Here is a 15,362-nt window from a genome sequence, read left to right as displayed (position 1 = left end):
TCAGTTAGTCTTTGTGGAAATGGGGGACGAGGCGGATGCCTCGGTGCAGATTTGCGCGATCGAGCTCAATGAGGCTTCTTGTTGCGATTGGCGAGCGATGGCTGCCTTGATGCGGTTGCTGTCGGCAGCCATCATCTTGTCCATGCATACCGTGCCGGATTCGACGCAGCGATTGACAATCGCGCCGAACAGATCGGGCGCGACCGTGCCGTAACGGCGCACCGGCTCGCGCTCGCTGGGCTTTTCAAGCACCAGATAGTCGGCACGGTCCAGGGCTCCGCCGCCCGCCTTCGTCTTCTGCACCCAGTTGTCGAAATCCGCAGCGGCCACGCCGTGATACTTGAAGCGCATGTGGGAGAAGCCTGCGCCGCTGTAGTTCGCCGAGAAGCCTTCGTATTCGCCGGCCTTGTTGATGACCGCATTCAGCGTGGTCTCCATGCCTGGCATGGCGTAGATCTGGCCGGCCAGCGCAGGGATATAGAAAGAGTTCATCACGGTGGAGGCGGTGATCTTGAAGCGGACAGGCACATCAACCGGCGTGACCAGTTCGTTGACCGTCGCGATGCCTTGCTCGGGATAGATGAACAGCCATTTCCAGTCGAGCGCGACGACCTGGACCAGCAGCGGCTTGGTTCCGGCTGGAATCGGGCGCTGGGCATCAATGCGCTCCAGCGGGCGGTAAGGGTCCAGCTTGTGCGTGCTGATCCACGTCAGCAGGCCCAGGGCAATGATGATCAGCAGAGGCGCGCCCCAGATGATCAGCTCGAGCCTGGTCGAGTGGTCCCAATCCGGGTCGTACTTCGCCGAGGTATTGCTTTTCCGGTAGCGCCACGCGAACAGGAAGGTCAATGCGATCACCGGCACGATGATCAGCAGCATCAACAGCATGGAAACAAGAATGAGATGCGCCTGTTGAGCGGCAATGTCACCGGACGGGTTCATTACCACGGTATCGCAGCCTGCCAGCAAGACAACAGGCAACAGAAGCAGGAAACGACGAATTGTTATTGGAGACATGCAGAAAAGTTACGACCGGAAATAAGGATCGTGTGACTTTACTTGCGTCAATACGTGTTGGGAATTGGACATATTGTCCTACCCTTGCGGCCAATACTTGAATAGACTTGTCTTGTCGACAGAAAGACATAAAAAATGTTGACTGAAGAGAACCAAAATCAAGGAGTGAGACGATGTCCAGTACAAGTATTCAGGGCGGGGAGCTGCCCGCCGATTTTCCGCCGCACTCGACCGCCGGCGACGCCAGGCATGACCGGGCCGATCAATCAAGGATTTCGCCGGGTGAGATCGCCGTTGGCGTGATCATTGGCCGCGCGTCGGAATATTTTGATTTCTTTGTCTACGCAATCGCTTCGGTGCTTGTGTTTCCGACAGTTTTCTTTCCCTTCGAGCAGCGCCTGGAAGGGACGCTCTATGCGTTCCTGATCTTTGCCTTCGCCTTTGTCGCAAGACCCTTCGGCACGGTTGCCTTCATGGCAATCCAGCGCCGCTTCGGTCGCGAAACCAAGCTCACGCTTGCCCTTTTTCTGCTGGGCATTTCCACCGCTGGCATGGCCTTCCTGCCGACCTACGCGCATCTGGGTTTCGCATCGATCGTCTTGCTGTCGCTTTTGCGCATCGGGCAGGGCGTCGCGCTCGGCGGTTCGTGGGACGGCCTGCCTTCGCTGCTGGCGCTCAATGCGCCGCAAAACCGGCGGGGATGGTACGCGATGCTCGGGCAACTGGGTGCGCCGGTGGGCTTCATCATGGCTGCCGGGCTGTTCTCCTACCTGTTGTTCAACATTTCCAATGAAGACTTTCTGGATTGGGGCTGGCGCTATCCGTTCTACGTGGCGTTTGCCATCAACGTGGTGGCGTTGTTCGCCCGCTTGCGCCTCGTATCTACCAACGAATACTCGCGCCTGCTTGAGGAGCGCGAACTGCAGCCGACCGATGTCATCGAGATGACCCGCTCCCAAGGGCGCAACGTGCTCATCGGTGCCCTGGCGGCATTGGCGAGCTACGCGCTGTTCCATCTTGTGACAGTGTTTCCGCTGTCGTGGATCGCCGTCTATTCGACGCGTCCCGCCAGCGAATTCCTGGTCATCCAGATGCTCGGCGCGGCGCTGGCGGCGTTCGGCATTGTCGCCTCCGGCTTGATCGCCGATCGTTTCGGGCGGCGCACTACTCTGGGGGCGCTCGCATGCCTCATTGCCCTGTTCAGCGCGGCTGTTCCAGCGCTCATGGATGGCGGCGAGCTCGGGCAGAACATTTTCATCCTGCTGGGGTTCGGGTTGCTCGGATTGTCCTATGGCCAGGCGGCGGGCGCCGTTACCGCCAATTTCCCCGCGAAATATCGCTATACCGGCGCTGCCTTGACGTCCGATTTTGCCTGGCTGGTTGGCGCAGGTTTCGCCCCCTTGGTGGCGCTTGGCCTGTCCGCGCATTTCGGCCTGGCCTATGTCAGCCTCTACTTGCTATCGGGGGCAGTGGGTTCACTGGCGGCGTTGAGCCTTAACCGCGCATTGGAAATCCGTGATTAACGCCTGAGCGCGGTGACGGGGGAATGCACCGCATCCCCCCGTCACGCCGCCCGCAGTGAATCCACGATCTTCATCCTCGCTGCCCGCACGGCGGGCAGGAAGCCGCCGACAAATCCCATCACCAGCGCGAACGCAAGCGACTTCGCCGCAATCTCCGGGTTGAGCGTGAAGCCGAATGCCAATTCGGAAAACGACTGGAAGTTCACCGTCGAGAATGACAGGAACTGCATGAAGGACGCAAAGAACAATCCCGCCACGCCGCCGACCGCCGCCAGCAGCAGCGACTCCATCAGGAACGCAGTGAGGATTGCGCGCCGCTTGAAGCCGAGCGCGCGCAGGGTGCCGATTTCGGTGACGCGGTTGGCGACCGATGCGTACATCGTGATCATTGCGCCGATCATCGCGCCGATCGAGAAGATGATGGACAGCGTCATGCCGAGTATGCCGATGAAGGTGGACAGCGCCTTCGACTGGTCGGCGTAGAAGGTCTGCTCGCGCTTGGCTTCGAGCGTCAGGCGCTGGTCGCCTTCGATATTCTTCTTGAAACTGTCGAAATGATCGCTGTTGTCGAGCCGCACGATCACCGATGAAAACGCAACGCGGCGAAACGCCTGCATCAGCTGATCCGCATCGCCCCATATCTCCGAATCGAAACCGCTGTTGCCGGCGTCGAACACGCCGACCACCGTCCATTCGCGCTGGCCGAAACGCAAGGCTTCGCCGATGCCCGCACCTGCGAAGCGTTTGGTGATGTTGTTGCCGGCGATGATTTCGGATGAACCGGGGCGGAACATGCGTCCGGCAACCAGCTTCACTTGCGGGCGAAGCTCCAGACCCATCGGCGACACGCCGCGAATCACGACGTTGGCCGGCTTGTCGGTGCCGCGCTTGTTGAGTGCGATCAGCACCACGGTTTCCCTGGACACCATCGGTACTCCCTCGTGGTTCAGGGCGATCACCGGATGGCTGGCCGCGATCGCCGCCTGCGGGCGTTCCACGCCGCTTTGCACTTCGGTTTCGGCGGCGCGCCGGATCATCACGACGTTGTCGTATTCGCCGGTGGTGACCAGTGTTTTCTTCAGTCCCTCATCCAGCATCAGCACGGTCGCGAACACGAACACCACCAGCGCAAGTCCGCCGGCGGTCAGGGCCGTGGTGAGGCGGCGCGTCCAGAGGTTGCGGGCGATGTAACTGAACGGAATTTTCATCAGCCGATGCTCCGCAAGCCTTCGACGATGTTGATCCGTGCCGAACGCACCGTCGGGGCAATGGCGGCGATGAGGCCGACCGCCACGGCGGATGCGGCCTGCAACGCAAGAGTCTGCGGCGCAATCTTGAACACCGGGAACAGCGTGCCCATTTGCGCGCTGAAGGCGGCGGCAACGGGAAACAGCAGAGCGATGCCGAGAGCTGCACCCGCCAGCGAGATCAGCAGCGACTCGCCGAAGATCAGCGCCGCCAGAAAGCCGGGGCCGAAACCCAATGCCTTCAGCGTCGCATACTCGGCCAGCCGCTCGCGCACGCTCATGGCCATGGTGTTCGCCATCACCGCCATGATAATCACAATGACGACGAAGGACACGACGCGGATCGCGACCACGATGGCTTCAGACATGGAGACGAAGCCGAGCTGGAACGCCTTTTCCGTTTCGGTCAGCGTTTCCGCCAGCGAGTTCTCGAATTGCGCATCCAGCGCGCGCGAGATCGCCGCCGCATTGTCCGGGTTGCCGATCTGCACCATGTAGAAGCCGACCTGGTTGCCACGCCGCGGCGCGGTTTGCAGCATGCGTTCGTTGAGATACTGCCAGTGGAAGAATAGTTGAGAAGTGTCGGTGCTGGCTTCCTTGCCATCGTAGATGCCGCGCACGACGAATTCCCATTGACCGGGGAAGATGGTGCCCTTGATCGGGATGATGTCGCCCGGCTTGAAGCCGTATTGCGTGGCGAGTTTTCGTCCCACCAGACAGCCCTTGCGGTCGCGCAGAAAGGCGCTGCGTTCCGCCTCCGGCACGACGAATTCGGGAAACAGATCAAGATAGCTTTTCCCGGAGATCGCGAATTGCGGAAAGAAATTCTTCGGATCCTGATAGATGCCGCCGAACCAGTTGGCGTACGCGATGCCGGTCACGCCATCGATCCCGCGAATCCGGTTCTCATAGGACAGCGGCAAGGGAAAAACCAGCGAGATCGCGTTGCGCGTGACCAGCCGTGTATTGGATGCCGCATCCGCGCCCGCATACCAGGCGCCCACCACGGTTTGCAGCAGACCGAAGGAGAGCGTCGCCACCACCAGCCCCAGCACCGTCAGCGAGGTGCGCAGCTTGTGGCGCAGCGCGTTCTTGATGATCAGCTTGAGGATATGCATGGCATCTACGCCTCCGCGCCGAGCAGCTCGCCTTTTTCAAGATGGATCAGCGACCGTGCGCGTTCCGCGGCGTGGGCATCGTGCGTGACCATGATGATGGTTTTCCCGAGTTCCCGATTCAGCCGGTTCATCAGTCCGAGAATTTCCGTGGCCGAATGGCGGTCCAGATCGCCGGTCGGTTCGTCGGCCACGATCAGCGCCGGATCGGTGACGATGGCGCGCGCAATGGCGACACGCTGCTGCTGTCCGCCAGACAGTTCCGCCGGATAGTGTTCCATGCGATCCGACAGATTGACGAGCGCGAGCATCAACTCCGCACGCTCGCGCCGTTCCTTGCGCGTGAGATTGGTCAGCAGCAGCGGCAACTCGACGTTCTCGAACGCGGTCAGGACCGGCATCAGGTTATAGAACTGGAAGATGAACCCGACGTTGGCAGCGCGCCAATCCGCCAATTCCGCTTCGGACAGTTGCGTGATGTCGAGTCCATCCACGCGCAGGATGCCGCTGTCGGGCTTGTCGATGCCGGCGATCAGGTTGAGCAGGGTGCTCTTGCCGGAGCCGGACGGGCCCATGAGGGCGGTGAAATCGCCGCGCCTGATCTGCAGGCTGATGTCGGTCAGCACCGGCACGATCTGATCGCCGCGCCGGTAGGATTTCGCCAGATGACGGATATCGACGAGCGGATTCATTTCTTCGCCGTCGCGACCGTGTCGCCATCCTTCAGCTGGCTGCCGGGATGGAGAACCACCTTGTCGCCCGGCTTGATGCCTTGCACCTCGATCAGTTCGCCCACCTTTCGCCCGATCTTCACTTGCTGCTCGCGTACCTTGCCTTCCGTCACGATGAACGCGGCCTGGCCGCCGTTGCGGTCCGTGACGGCGGCGGGCGGCACCGCGATCACGGACTGCCTGTCTTGCGGCGGCACGGCTTGCGAGAGGAAAGCCACCTTTGCGCTCATGTCGGGCAGCACGCGCGGATCGCGGTCGATGAAGCGCACCTTGACCAGCAACGTGGCCTTGGAGCGATCGATCGTCGGCACCATGCGCGACACCACGCCCGCCAGGCGCAAGTCGGGAAACGCATCGAGCTGTATTTCGCAAGGCTGATCGACCTTGATCCTGGCAAGGTTGGCTTCCGATACGTCCGCTTCCACTTCCAGCGTCTCCATGTCGGCAATGGTGATGACCGCGCCCTTGCTGTCGATGGCGGAGGAGAAGGGCGTGATGTTGTCGCCGACGTTGGCGTTCCTGGTCAACACCACGCCGTCGAAAGGGGCGCGGATCATGGTTTGATCGACCGCTACCTGCGCATTCTGCTGATTGGCCTGCGCCGCCGCGATGGCGGCGCGGAAGCCGCTGATTGCCGCCCTGGCCTTGTTGTAGCGGGCGAGCGCGGCATCGCCGGCTGAAGCCGAGATGAAATTCTGCCGCAGCAAATCCTGCGAGCGCCGGTATGCCAGCTCGGCATCGCGCAATTCCGCCATCCCCTGTTCCAGATTGGCTTGCGCCACTTTCACATTGGCCGCTGCCTGATTCAAGACGGCGCTCACGTCGCTGTTTTCCAGTCGCGCCACGATTTCGTCCTTCTTCACGCGGCTGCCCTCCAGCACGCCCAGCCATTCCAGCCTGCCGGTTGCCTTCGAGGCGACGGCGGCCTTGCGCTGCGCCACGACATAGCCGGTGGCATTGAGCATGGTGTAATTCTGCGAAGGATATGCGGTGACGGCCGTAAAGGTTTCGACGCGGGGACTGGCGCCAAATCGGCTGACGAGGGCAATGGCGACGGCGGCGATGATGAGAGCCGCGATGCCGATCTTGAGCCAGCGCCGGCGGCGAGGACGCTTCAAACCGCCTTGATGTGTGCCTGCGGAGCGGTCTATTTTCAGCCTGGAAAGATCAGGTGTATCCAATTCATTTCCCCGGAGACAGGTACATCGAATGGAAAATGGCGGCGCGGTGAATCCTTGCGGCGAGATGCCGAAATTATAATCTTCCATGCGCCGCATGGCCCGGCAAGGGAGCGGCTAAAATAGGCGCTTTTCATCATCACGAACGACGCATCATCATGACCCAGGATGAACTCAAGCAAGCCGTGGCCCGCGCCGCGATCGACTATGTGGTTGACGGCGCAATCATCGGCGTCGGCACCGGCTCCACCGCCAATTTTTTCATCGACGAGCTTGGCAAGATCAAGCACCGTATCAAGGGCGCGGTGGCCTCTTCGGAAGCCACCGCAGCACGCCTGAAGTCGCACGGCATCGACGTGCTGGAATTGAGCGACGTCGATGCCATGCCAGTCTATATCGACGGTGCCGATGAGATCACGGCACAAGGCGCGATGATCAAGGGCGGCGGCGGCGCATTGACGCGCGAGAAGATCGTTGCCGCCGCAGCCGACAAGTTCATCTGCATCGCCGACGGCTCCAAGCTGGTGGACGTGATGGGCAAATTTCCCTTGCCGGTGGAAATCATCCCGATGGCGCAGAAAGTCGTGTCACGCAAACTGGCGGCGCTGGGCGGCGAACCGCGCCTGCGCATGAAGGACGGCAAGCCTTATCTCACGGATAACGGCTGCATGATCCTCGACGTCGTCGGACTGACGATTGCGAATCCGGCTGAACTGGAAGCGCAGATCAACAATATCGTCGGTGTCGTCACGGTCGGCCTGTTCGCGCAGCGCGGCGCGAATGTCGGTTTGCTGGGGACGGTGGACGGGGTGAAGAAGCTGGAGTTCTGATCGACTCATGGCGGATTGAAAACCCGCGGCCGACAAAAAAGCCCGCTGTGCGCAAGCAAGCGGGCTTTTTATTGGCATATGCGATTTACTCCGACGGCGGCACGTAGCCGGAGGCCGCATCCGCGCCTGCGCCGAAGAAATGATTTTCCATCTGCGTCGCCAGGTACTTGCGCGCGCGCGCATCGGCGAGGTTCAGGCGGTTTTCATTGACCAGCATGGTCTGATGCTTGAGCCAGGCGGCCCAGGCTTCCTTCGAAACATTTTCGTACAGCTTCTTGCCGAGTTCGCCAGGATACGGCGGGAAATCCAGCCCTTCGGCTTCCTTGTTCAGTTTGATGCAGTGGACCATGCGGGCCATTTTCTACTCCTTGTTCATGCAGATGCTCTCAATCATGAGAGCAGAGAGGTGGTGGAAAGTTTTAAAGTTGCTTGATGAATACTTGTGACTTGCGTTGCCAGTTGTACATGCTTTGCCGGTCTTTCGGCAGAGCGTCGACGGTGCTCGCGACAAAGCCGCGTCTGAGGAACCAGTGGGCGGTGCGTGTCGTCAATACGAACAGTTTCGTGAAGCCGGCAGCGCGTGCGCGGTTTTCCATGTGCTTGAGGATGCGTTCGCCGTCCCCTTGGCTCTGGGCGTCTGGGCTGACGGTCAGGCAGGCCATTTCCGCCATTTTTTCCGTGGGGAAAGGATACAGCGCGGCACAGCCGAAGATCACGCCGTCGTGTTCGATGACCGAGAAATAATCGATCTCGCGCTCGATCAGTTCGCGGCCGCGCTTGACCAGCGTGCCGTCCGCTTCGAGCGGTTCGATCAGTTTGAGAATGCCGCCGACGTCCTCGATGGTCGCCTCGCGCAGGCTTTCCAGGTTTTCGTACGTGACCATGGTGCCGATGCCGTCGTGCGTGAACAGTTCGAGCAGTGCCGAACCGTCGGTGGCGAACGGCACGATGTGGGCGCGGGCGACGCCGTTGTTGCAGGCTTCGACCGCGTGCTGCAGGTAGAACGCGGCATCGGTCGGCAGGCAGGCGGATTCCAGCACGGCGGCGGCCTGATGTGACGACAGTTCGCGGATTTCGGTGCCGCCGGCATCCGTCATCATCGGCGTCTCGGTGATGAAGATCAGCTTGTCCGCGCGCAGGGAGATTGCCGCTGCGACAGCCACGTCCTCCATCGTCAGATTGAAGGCTTCACCGGTGGGCGAGAAGCCGAGCGGCGACAGCAGGACCAATCCGCCGGCATTGATGATGGGCTGGATCGCGTCATGGGCGATCTTGCGCACGAGGCCGGTGAATTCCAGGTCCGTGCCGTCGATCACTCCGATCGGGCGTGCGGTGACGAAGTTGCCGGAAATGATACGGATCGCGGAGTGCGCCATCGGCGTGTTGGGCAAGCCTTGGCTGAAGGCGGCCTCGATGTCCAGACGCAATTCGCCGGCGGCTTCCTTCGCGCATTCCATCGCGGCGGTATCGGTGATGCGCAAGCCGTTGTGGTAGCGCGGTTCGACGTTGCGCAGCGCGAGCTGTTCCTCCACTTGCGGGCGCGAGCCGTGCACGATCGCGACCTTGATGCCGAGTGCGTGCAACAAGGACAAGTCGTGCGCCAGCACCGGCAGGGCACCGGCTTTCACCAGTTCGCCCGGGAAGGCGACCACAAAGGTCTTGCCGCGGAAGGCATGGATATAGGGCGCGACGGAACGCAGCCACTGGACGAATTGTGTTGGATTTTCCATGAAGGGCATTATATACACGGAGCATCTTTCCATTGCGCTTGCAGGGCCCACCGTTGCGCGTGTTTTGCAACGTCCGGCGCACCATCATCGGTGGAATCCCGCATGAGTCGCATGCAAGCCGGTGGGTATAATTCGGCCCGCTATGTCCGCATCTGATCATTCCAAAAAAACAATGTCGAAAAGCCACGCCGCAACCACGCGTGGCGCGACCACGCCATCCGCCCCCGCCATCGAACGCAATCCGCTGCCGCCGATCGTTTTCCCGGAAGAGCTGCCGGTATCCGGCCGGCGCGGCGAGATCGCGAATGCGCTGCGCGCGCACCAGGTGATCATCGTGTCGGGCGAAACCGGTTCCGGCAAGACCACGCAGCTGCCGAAGATTTGCCTGGAACTCGGGCGCGGGCAGGCGGGGCTGATCGGCCATACGCAGCCGCGTCGCATCGCCGCGTCTTCGACCGCAAAGCGCATTGCGCAGGAACTCGGTTCGCCGCTGGGCGAGCATGTCGGTTTCAAGGTGCGCTTCACCGATACCTTGTCGAAGGGCGCATCGGTCAAGCTGATGACGGACGGCATCCTGCTGGCGGAAACGCAGACCGATCCCCTGCTGAAGCAATACGACACCATCATCATCGACGAGGCGCACGAGCGCAGCCTGAACATCGACTTCCTGCTCGGCTATCTGAAGCAGTTGCTGCCGAAGCGGCCCGATCTGAAAGTCATCATCACGTCGGCGACGATCGATGCAGACAGATTCGCCAGGCACTTCGGCAGCAACGAAAAGCCCGCGCCCGTCATCGAAGTGTCGGGCCGCCTCTATCCCGTCGAGATCCGCTACCGCCCGGTCGAGAACGTCGACAAGAGCGAGGCAAAGCCGTCCGCAAGCCAGTCGCAGAAGGAGCAGCGCGACCTGATGGACGCGGTGGTCGATGCGGTCGATGAACTGGCGCGTATCGGTCCCGGGGATGTGCTGGTGTTCCTGCCCGGCGAGCGTGAAATCCGCGACGTCGCCGAGGCCTTGCGCAAGCATCACCCGCCGCATGTGGAAATCCTGCCGCTGTTTGCGCGCCTGTCGGTGCAGGAGCAGGAGCGCGTCTTCAAGACCTCCAATGCGCGACGTATCGTGCTGGCGACCAACGTCGCGGAAACCTCGCTGACCGTGCCCGGCATCCGCTACGTGGTCGATGCCGGACTGGCGCGTGTCAAGCGCTACAGCTACCGCAACAAGGTCGAGCAGTTGCAGATCGAGCCGGTGGCGCAATCGGCGGCGAACCAGCGCGCAGGGCGTTGCGGCCGGGTCGCGGCCGGTGTCTGCATCCGTTTGTACGACGAGAAGGATTATCAGCAGCGGCCGAAATTCACCGACCCGGAAATCCTGCGTTCGTCGCTGGCTGCGGTCATCCTGCGGATGAAATCGCTGCGGCTGGCGGATGTCGAGACGTTCCCGTTTATCGAACCGCCCCTGGGCCGCGCGATCGCGGACGGCTATCAGCTTCTGCAGGAACTTGGCGCGGTCGATGACGGCAACCAGCTCACGGCGCTTGGTAAGCAGCTCGGCAGACTGCCGCTCGACCCGCGTGTCGGACGCATGATTCTTGCCGCCCGCGACAATGTCTGCCTCTCCGAAATGCTCATCATCGCCTCGGCGCTGTCGGTGCAGGATCCGCGCGAGCGTCCGATGGAGGCGCAGAACGCGGCTGATAATGCGCACAAGAAATTCGCCGATGAAAAATCGGAGTTCCAGAGTTATCTGAAAATCTGGAAATGGTTCGAGGACGCCATCGAGCACAAGAAATCGAACAAGCAGCTGATGGAAAACTGCCGCGCCAGTTTCCTGTCGCAGTTGCGCCTGCGCGAATGGCGCGACGTGCATTCGCAACTCCTGACCCTCGTGCGGGAGCAGGGCTGGCGCCTGAACGAGCTGCCGGCGAGCTATGAACAGTTGCACACGGCGCTGCTGACCGGCCTGCTCGGCAATGCCGGCTTCAAGTCGGAGGACGAGCCGCAATATCTCGGCGCGCGCAGCATCAAGTTCCACATCTGGCCCGGATCGCATCTGGCGAAAAAGGCCGGACGCTGGATCGTGGCGGCGGAACTGGTGGAAACGACGCGGCTGTACGCGCGCTGCATCGCGCAGATTCAGCCGGAATGGCTGGAGCGTGTCGGTGGCCACCTGCTGAAGAAATCCTGGGGCGAGCCGCGTTGGGAAAAACGCACTGCGCAGGTATCGGCCAGCGAGCGCGCGACGCTCTACGGGCTGGTGGTGTACAGCCAGCGGCGCATCAACTTCGGATTGATCAATCCGAAGGAGGCGCGGGAGATTTTCATCCGCGACGCACTGGTCGGCGGCGAGTTCGATACCCGCGCACCCTTCCTCGCGCACAATCAGCGCCTGGTGCGCGAAATCGAGAATCTGGAACACAAGTCGCGCCGGCTCGATGTGCTGGTCGACGATGAATTGATTGCCGCCTTCTACGACAAGCTGATCCCTGAAGACGTCTGCAACGGCATTGCGTTCGAGAAGTGGCACAAGGATGCCACGGCGAAGAACCCGAAGCTGCTGTATCTGAACCGTGACGACCTGATGCGCCACGAGGCGGCGGGCGTGACGACCGATCTGTTTCCGAAGACGATGAACGTGGCCGGCGTTGCGATGACGCTGACGTATCACTTCGAACCGGGCAGTCCGCGCGACGGCGTGACGCTGATCGTGCCGCTGTATGCATTGAACCAGGTGTCCGCCGAGCGCAGCGAATGGCTGGTGCCCGGCATGCTGAAGGAGAAAGTGCATCTGCTGCTGAAGTCGCTGCCGCAGAAGCTGCGCCGCCATTGCGTGCCGCTGCCGGATTACGCTGCCGGGTTCGCCGAGCGCGCGACCTTCGGCCGGGGCAGCCTGCTGGATGCCGTCATCGCCGACGTGCGTGAACAGACCGGCATTGCCACCAAAACCACCGATTTCAAACTGGAGACTCTGCCCGCGCATCACTTCATGAACTTCAAGATCGTCGATGAGCACGGACGGCAGCTGGAGCTGGGGCGCAATCTGGCCGCCTTGCAGGCGGAATTTGGTGGCAAGGCGCGGGAGAGTTTCCAGAAGCTGGCGAGCGCCGTTTCTGGCGAGGATGCGCCTGACGCCCTCCCCTTCAAGGGGAGGGATGGGGAGGGGATGGGTGTCGTGTCCGGCAAAACCCATCCCCCACCCAACCTCCCCCTTGAAGGGGGAGGGGCGAAAGCGGGTATGCCAGCGTCATCGCACCACAACCTCACCGCCTGGTCCTTCGGCGAGCTGCCCGAACTGCTGGAAATCCAGCAGGGAAAGCAAACCATGATCGGCTTTCCCGCGCTGGTGGACAAAACCACCCACTGCGACCTCGAGGTATTCGATGATCCTGCCGAGGCCGCTCGTGTCCACCGTCTCGGCCTGCGACGCCTGTTTTCCTTGCAGTTGAAGGAGCAGCTCAAATACCTGGAGAAGAACGTCCCCGGCCTGCAGCAGATGGGCATGCAATTCATGTCGCTCGGCTCGCAGGAGGAGCTGCGCGAGCAGATCATCCAGGCCGGTCTGGAGCGCGCCTGCCTGCAGGAGCCGCTGCCGAAGAATGCCGAGGAATTCACCCGCCGCAAGGAGGAGGGCAAGTCGCGGCTCAATCTGCTGGTGAACGAAATCGCGCGGCTGGCGTCGCAGATACTGGCCGAGTACTACACGCTGCCGAAGAAGCTGCAAGGCGCAAAGGCCCATGCGCAAAGCATGGCCGACATGCAGGCGCAATTGCAGGCATTGATCGGCAAGCGCTTCATCGCCGATAACGACTACGTGCAGCTGTCGCACTTCCCGCGCTACCTGAAGGCGATCAACGTGCGGCTGGAAAAGCTGCGCGCCGATCCTGCGCGCGATGCACGGCTGATGGCGGAGTGGACGCAGGCGGCGACGCCGTGGCAGCGCGCGCAAAAGGACAGACGCGGCGATCCGAAGATGACCGAGTTCCGCTGGCTGCTGGAGGAGTTGCGCGTCTCGCTGTTCGCGCAGGAATTGCGCACGCCGATGCCGGTGTCGACCAAGCGTCTGCAAAAGGTGTGGGAGTCGATGCAGCGCTGATTGCGCGCTGCGGTCAGGATGCATCGGCCTGACACATGGTCCGGCTGCGAAGTACCCGCGCAAGCCCTTTGACAGGGATCATCGCGCGCCGTTGATATTGTTCAACTGACAAGTTTCCGCGATTCAGTATAGTGATTTTTGTGTGACATCCGATCCCGACAGGAGGATGCAGTGCAAAAATCCAGCGCCGCTTGTTCGCGGCAGCACCATTCGGACCAAAGCAGCGAGGCACGCGCGTGAAGCACCTCGTCATCGGCAACGGTGCGGCGGGCGTGGTCGCTGCGGAAATGATCCGCAAGCATGCGCCATGCGATTCGATCATGCTTCTCGGCAACGAGCCGGGTCCGTCTTATTCGCTCAGCTTGCTCCCGCGCCTGGTGAGCGGCGATATCGGAGAATCCGGTTGCCATCTGCGAAGCGAGTCCGACCACTTTTACCGGCTGCGCATCGAGCAGCGATTCGGTCGCATCAGCCGCATCGACAGCAAGGCGCACAAGGTGCTGATGGAAGACGGCGTCGCGTTCGGATACGACCGCCTGCTGATTGCAACAGGAGCCAGCGCATGCATCCCGACGATACCCGGCATCCATTCCCCTGGCGTGCATGCTTGCCGGACCTTGCAGGATGCCCGCAGGATCGTCGCGCTGGCGAGGCCGCGCGCGCATGTGGTTCTGGTCGGGGCCGGATTGACCGGCTGTGTCTTGATGGAGGCGCTGGCGGCGCGCCACGTCCATCTTGCCGTGATCGAGCAGAACGAACGCATGGCATCGAACATGATGCCGGCAGGCGCGGCCGGCATGCTCAAGCGCTGGTGCGAAAGCAAAGGCGTCAGGATCTGCACGTCGACCCGCATCCTCGCCATCGAGCGCATCAATCAGGGCATGGCCGGCGGCCCGCGCCTCGTCGCCCGCCTGTCGAACGGCGAATGCCTGTTCGCGGACCTGATCGTTTGCGCGACCGGCGCGCAGCCGAACATCGGCTTCCTGCGCGGCAGCGGCATCGCATGCACGCAAGGCATCCTGGTCGATGCGTCGATGCAGACCAGCGTGCCGGGCATCTATGCCGCCGGCGATTGCGCAGAAACCTTCGATGCCGCATCCGGGCGCATGGTGATCGCGGGCGTCTTGCCGAATGCCGTCGATCAAGCCTGTTGCGCGGCCTTGAACATGATCGGCAAATCCGCCTTCCAGCATCATGTGCGGCGGATCGAGGTGCTTGCCACGATGGGGCTGGTCACGTCGTCGTTCGGCGAATGGCACGGACTGCCGGGCGGGCAATGGGTGGAGGCAAGCGATGAGCGCAACTACCGGTATCTGCGTCTGGAGTTTCGCAAGGATGTGCTGGTCGGGGCGAATGCCGTCGGTCTGAGGGAACAGCATGGAATGCTGCGCGATCTGGTTCAGCATCAGGTGGCCCTGGGTGAGTGGAAAGACCGGCTGCTGCGCAATCCCGCACACATAAGTGACGCTTATCGCGCATGCGTGCGGCGGCACGGCGGCGCAAACGCTGACATCGCCGATCAGGACATCATGCGTTCAACGATGCAGGACATGATGCGCGGCCAGGCATCGCCGGAAACCGTTGCCGCAATTGCTTATCGGACAATCTCCAATGCCGCTCGTCGGCCTCCGCCGGCACGCTTCGGAAATCCGTCGTGAGCCGTGATGTCATGCTGGAACCATGACTTTCCGGGAGCACGGGGACATGTCGTTTTGTAATGCCCCGTGGCGCAAGGCGGCGATCGCATCGTGCGGCGGCGTGCCCGACACGCCTCATCCATGCGTCAGACTTGGAAGCCAGGGCCGCCGCCGGGCCTGTGTTTTCGCGTAAAATCGCAGCCATTCGCCAATAACGGCACGACTGCGGCGATGGAACGCGCAGCAGCATGTTCGCCCTCG

General features: G+C 61.8%; 11 protein-coding genes. 4 read left to right on the top strand and 7 right to left on the bottom strand.

All coding sequences use genetic code 11. From position 1 onward, the window contains the following. Positions 1 to 942 carry a ubiquinol oxidase subunit II gene (gene cyoA / locus D3870_RS11605; RefSeq protein WP_242489952.1) on the bottom strand — a complete coding sequence of 314 codons (942 nt, stop codon included), beginning with the start codon at positions 940 to 942 and terminating at the stop codon, positions 1 to 3. Between the two features lie 248 nt (positions 943 to 1,190). On the opposite strand from cyoA, the gene D3870_RS11600 reads away from it, so the two are divergent. Further along, positions 1,191 to 2,540, top strand: a complete 1,350-nt coding sequence (locus D3870_RS11600; protein ID WP_119739255.1) for an MFS transporter — start codon at positions 1,191 to 1,193, stop codon at positions 2,538 to 2,540. A 41-nt stretch (positions 2,541 to 2,581) separates the two neighbouring features. Here the strand turns inward: D3870_RS11600 and D3870_RS11595 are convergent, their stop codons facing one another. From D3870_RS11595 to D3870_RS11580, 4 genes are read right to left on the bottom strand one after another with little or no spacing between them, the layout of a single operon-like run. Continuing rightward, a complete protein-coding gene (locus tag D3870_RS11595; protein ID WP_119739253.1) occupies positions 2,582 to 3,748 on the bottom strand; it encodes an ABC transporter permease in 1,167 nt (388 codons plus the stop codon). Then, positions 3,748 to 4,905 (bottom strand): ABC transporter permease, encoded by a 1,158-nt coding sequence (locus D3870_RS11590; RefSeq protein WP_119739251.1) that lies wholly within the window; start codon positions 4,903 to 4,905, stop codon positions 3,748 to 3,750. The genes D3870_RS11595 and D3870_RS11590 overlap by 1 nt, the downstream gene beginning before the upstream one ends. 5 nt (positions 4,906 to 4,910) lie before the next feature. Continuing rightward, positions 4,911 to 5,594, bottom strand: a complete 684-nt coding sequence (locus tag D3870_RS11585; RefSeq protein WP_119739249.1) for an ABC transporter ATP-binding protein — start codon at positions 5,592 to 5,594, stop codon at positions 4,911 to 4,913. Then, positions 5,591 to 6,814 (bottom strand): efflux RND transporter periplasmic adaptor subunit, encoded by a 1,224-nt coding sequence (locus tag D3870_RS11580; RefSeq protein ID WP_119741988.1) that lies wholly within the window; start codon positions 6,812 to 6,814, stop codon positions 5,591 to 5,593. Before D3870_RS11580 ends, D3870_RS11585 begins: the two co-directional genes overlap by 4 nt. Positions 6,815 to 6,969: 155 nt before the next feature. On the opposite strand from D3870_RS11580, the gene rpiA reads away from it, so the two are divergent. Next, entirely contained in the window at positions 6,970 to 7,641 is a 672-nt protein-coding gene (rpiA, locus tag D3870_RS11575; protein ID WP_119739247.1) for a ribose-5-phosphate isomerase RpiA, read from the top strand. An 85-nt stretch (positions 7,642 to 7,726) separates the two neighbouring features. Here rpiA and D3870_RS11570 read toward each other — a convergent pair whose 3' ends face one another. Together D3870_RS11570 and argA are read right to left on the bottom strand one after the other, a co-directional pair. Then, positions 7,727 to 7,999 (bottom strand): oxidative damage protection protein, encoded by a 273-nt coding sequence (locus tag D3870_RS11570; RefSeq protein ID WP_119739245.1) that lies wholly within the window; start codon positions 7,997 to 7,999, stop codon positions 7,727 to 7,729. Between the two features lie 61 nt (positions 8,000 to 8,060). Next, positions 8,061 to 9,371 carry an amino-acid N-acetyltransferase gene (gene argA, locus D3870_RS11565; protein WP_119741986.1) on the bottom strand — a complete coding sequence of 437 codons (1,311 nt, stop codon included), beginning with the start codon at positions 9,369 to 9,371 and terminating at the stop codon, positions 8,061 to 8,063. Between the two features lie 172 nt (positions 9,372 to 9,543). Between argA and hrpA the strand changes: the two genes are divergently transcribed. Next, on the top strand, positions 9,544 to 13,464 hold the full coding sequence (gene hrpA / locus D3870_RS11560) for an ATP-dependent RNA helicase HrpA (protein WP_242489951.1): 3,921 nt from the start codon (positions 9,544 to 9,546) through the stop codon (positions 13,462 to 13,464). A 236-nt stretch (positions 13,465 to 13,700) separates the two neighbouring features. Continuing rightward, positions 13,701 to 15,122 carry an NAD(P)/FAD-dependent oxidoreductase gene (locus tag D3870_RS11555; protein ID WP_119739241.1) on the top strand — a complete coding sequence of 474 codons (1,422 nt, stop codon included), beginning with the start codon at positions 13,701 to 13,703 and terminating at the stop codon, positions 15,120 to 15,122. The last annotated feature ends 240 nt before the right edge of the window (positions 15,123 to 15,362 follow it).

The organism is Noviherbaspirillum cavernae, from assembly GCF_003590875.1.
GTDB lineage: Bacteria > Pseudomonadota > Gammaproteobacteria > Burkholderiales > Burkholderiaceae_D > Noviherbaspirillum > Noviherbaspirillum cavernae.
This window is presented reverse-complemented; position numbering and strand designations above follow the sequence as displayed.

What these genes read in the sequence shown, in the direction of transcription:
- cyoA (WP_242489952.1), bottom strand. Translation starts at nt 942, where the DNA reads ATGAACCCGTCCGGTGACATTGCCGCTCAACAGGCGCATCTCATTCTT.
- D3870_RS11590 (WP_119739251.1), bottom strand. Translation starts at nt 4,905, where the DNA reads ATGCATATCCTCAAGCTGATCATCAAGAACGCGCTGCGCCACAAGCTG.
- rpiA (WP_119739247.1), top strand. Translation starts at nt 6,970, where the DNA reads ATGACCCAGGATGAACTCAAGCAAGCCGTGGCCCGCGCCGCGATCGAC.
- D3870_RS11570 (WP_119739245.1), bottom strand. Translation starts at nt 7,999, where the DNA reads ATGGCCCGCATGGTCCACTGCATCAAACTGAACAAGGAAGCCGAAGGG.
- D3870_RS11585 (WP_119739249.1), bottom strand. Translation starts at nt 5,594, where the DNA reads ATGAATCCGCTCGTCGATATCCGTCATCTGGCGAAATCCTACCGGCGC.
- argA (WP_119741986.1), bottom strand. Translation starts at nt 9,371, where the DNA reads ATGGAAAATCCAACACAATTCGTCCAGTGGCTGCGTTCCGTCGCGCCC.
- D3870_RS11600 (WP_119739255.1), top strand. Translation starts at nt 1,191, where the DNA reads ATGTCCAGTACAAGTATTCAGGGCGGGGAGCTGCCCGCCGATTTTCCG.
- hrpA (WP_242489951.1), top strand. Translation starts at nt 9,544, where the DNA reads ATGTCGAAAAGCCACGCCGCAACCACGCGTGGCGCGACCACGCCATCC.
- D3870_RS11595 (WP_119739253.1), bottom strand. Translation starts at nt 3,748, where the DNA reads ATGAAAATTCCGTTCAGTTACATCGCCCGCAACCTCTGGACGCGCCGC.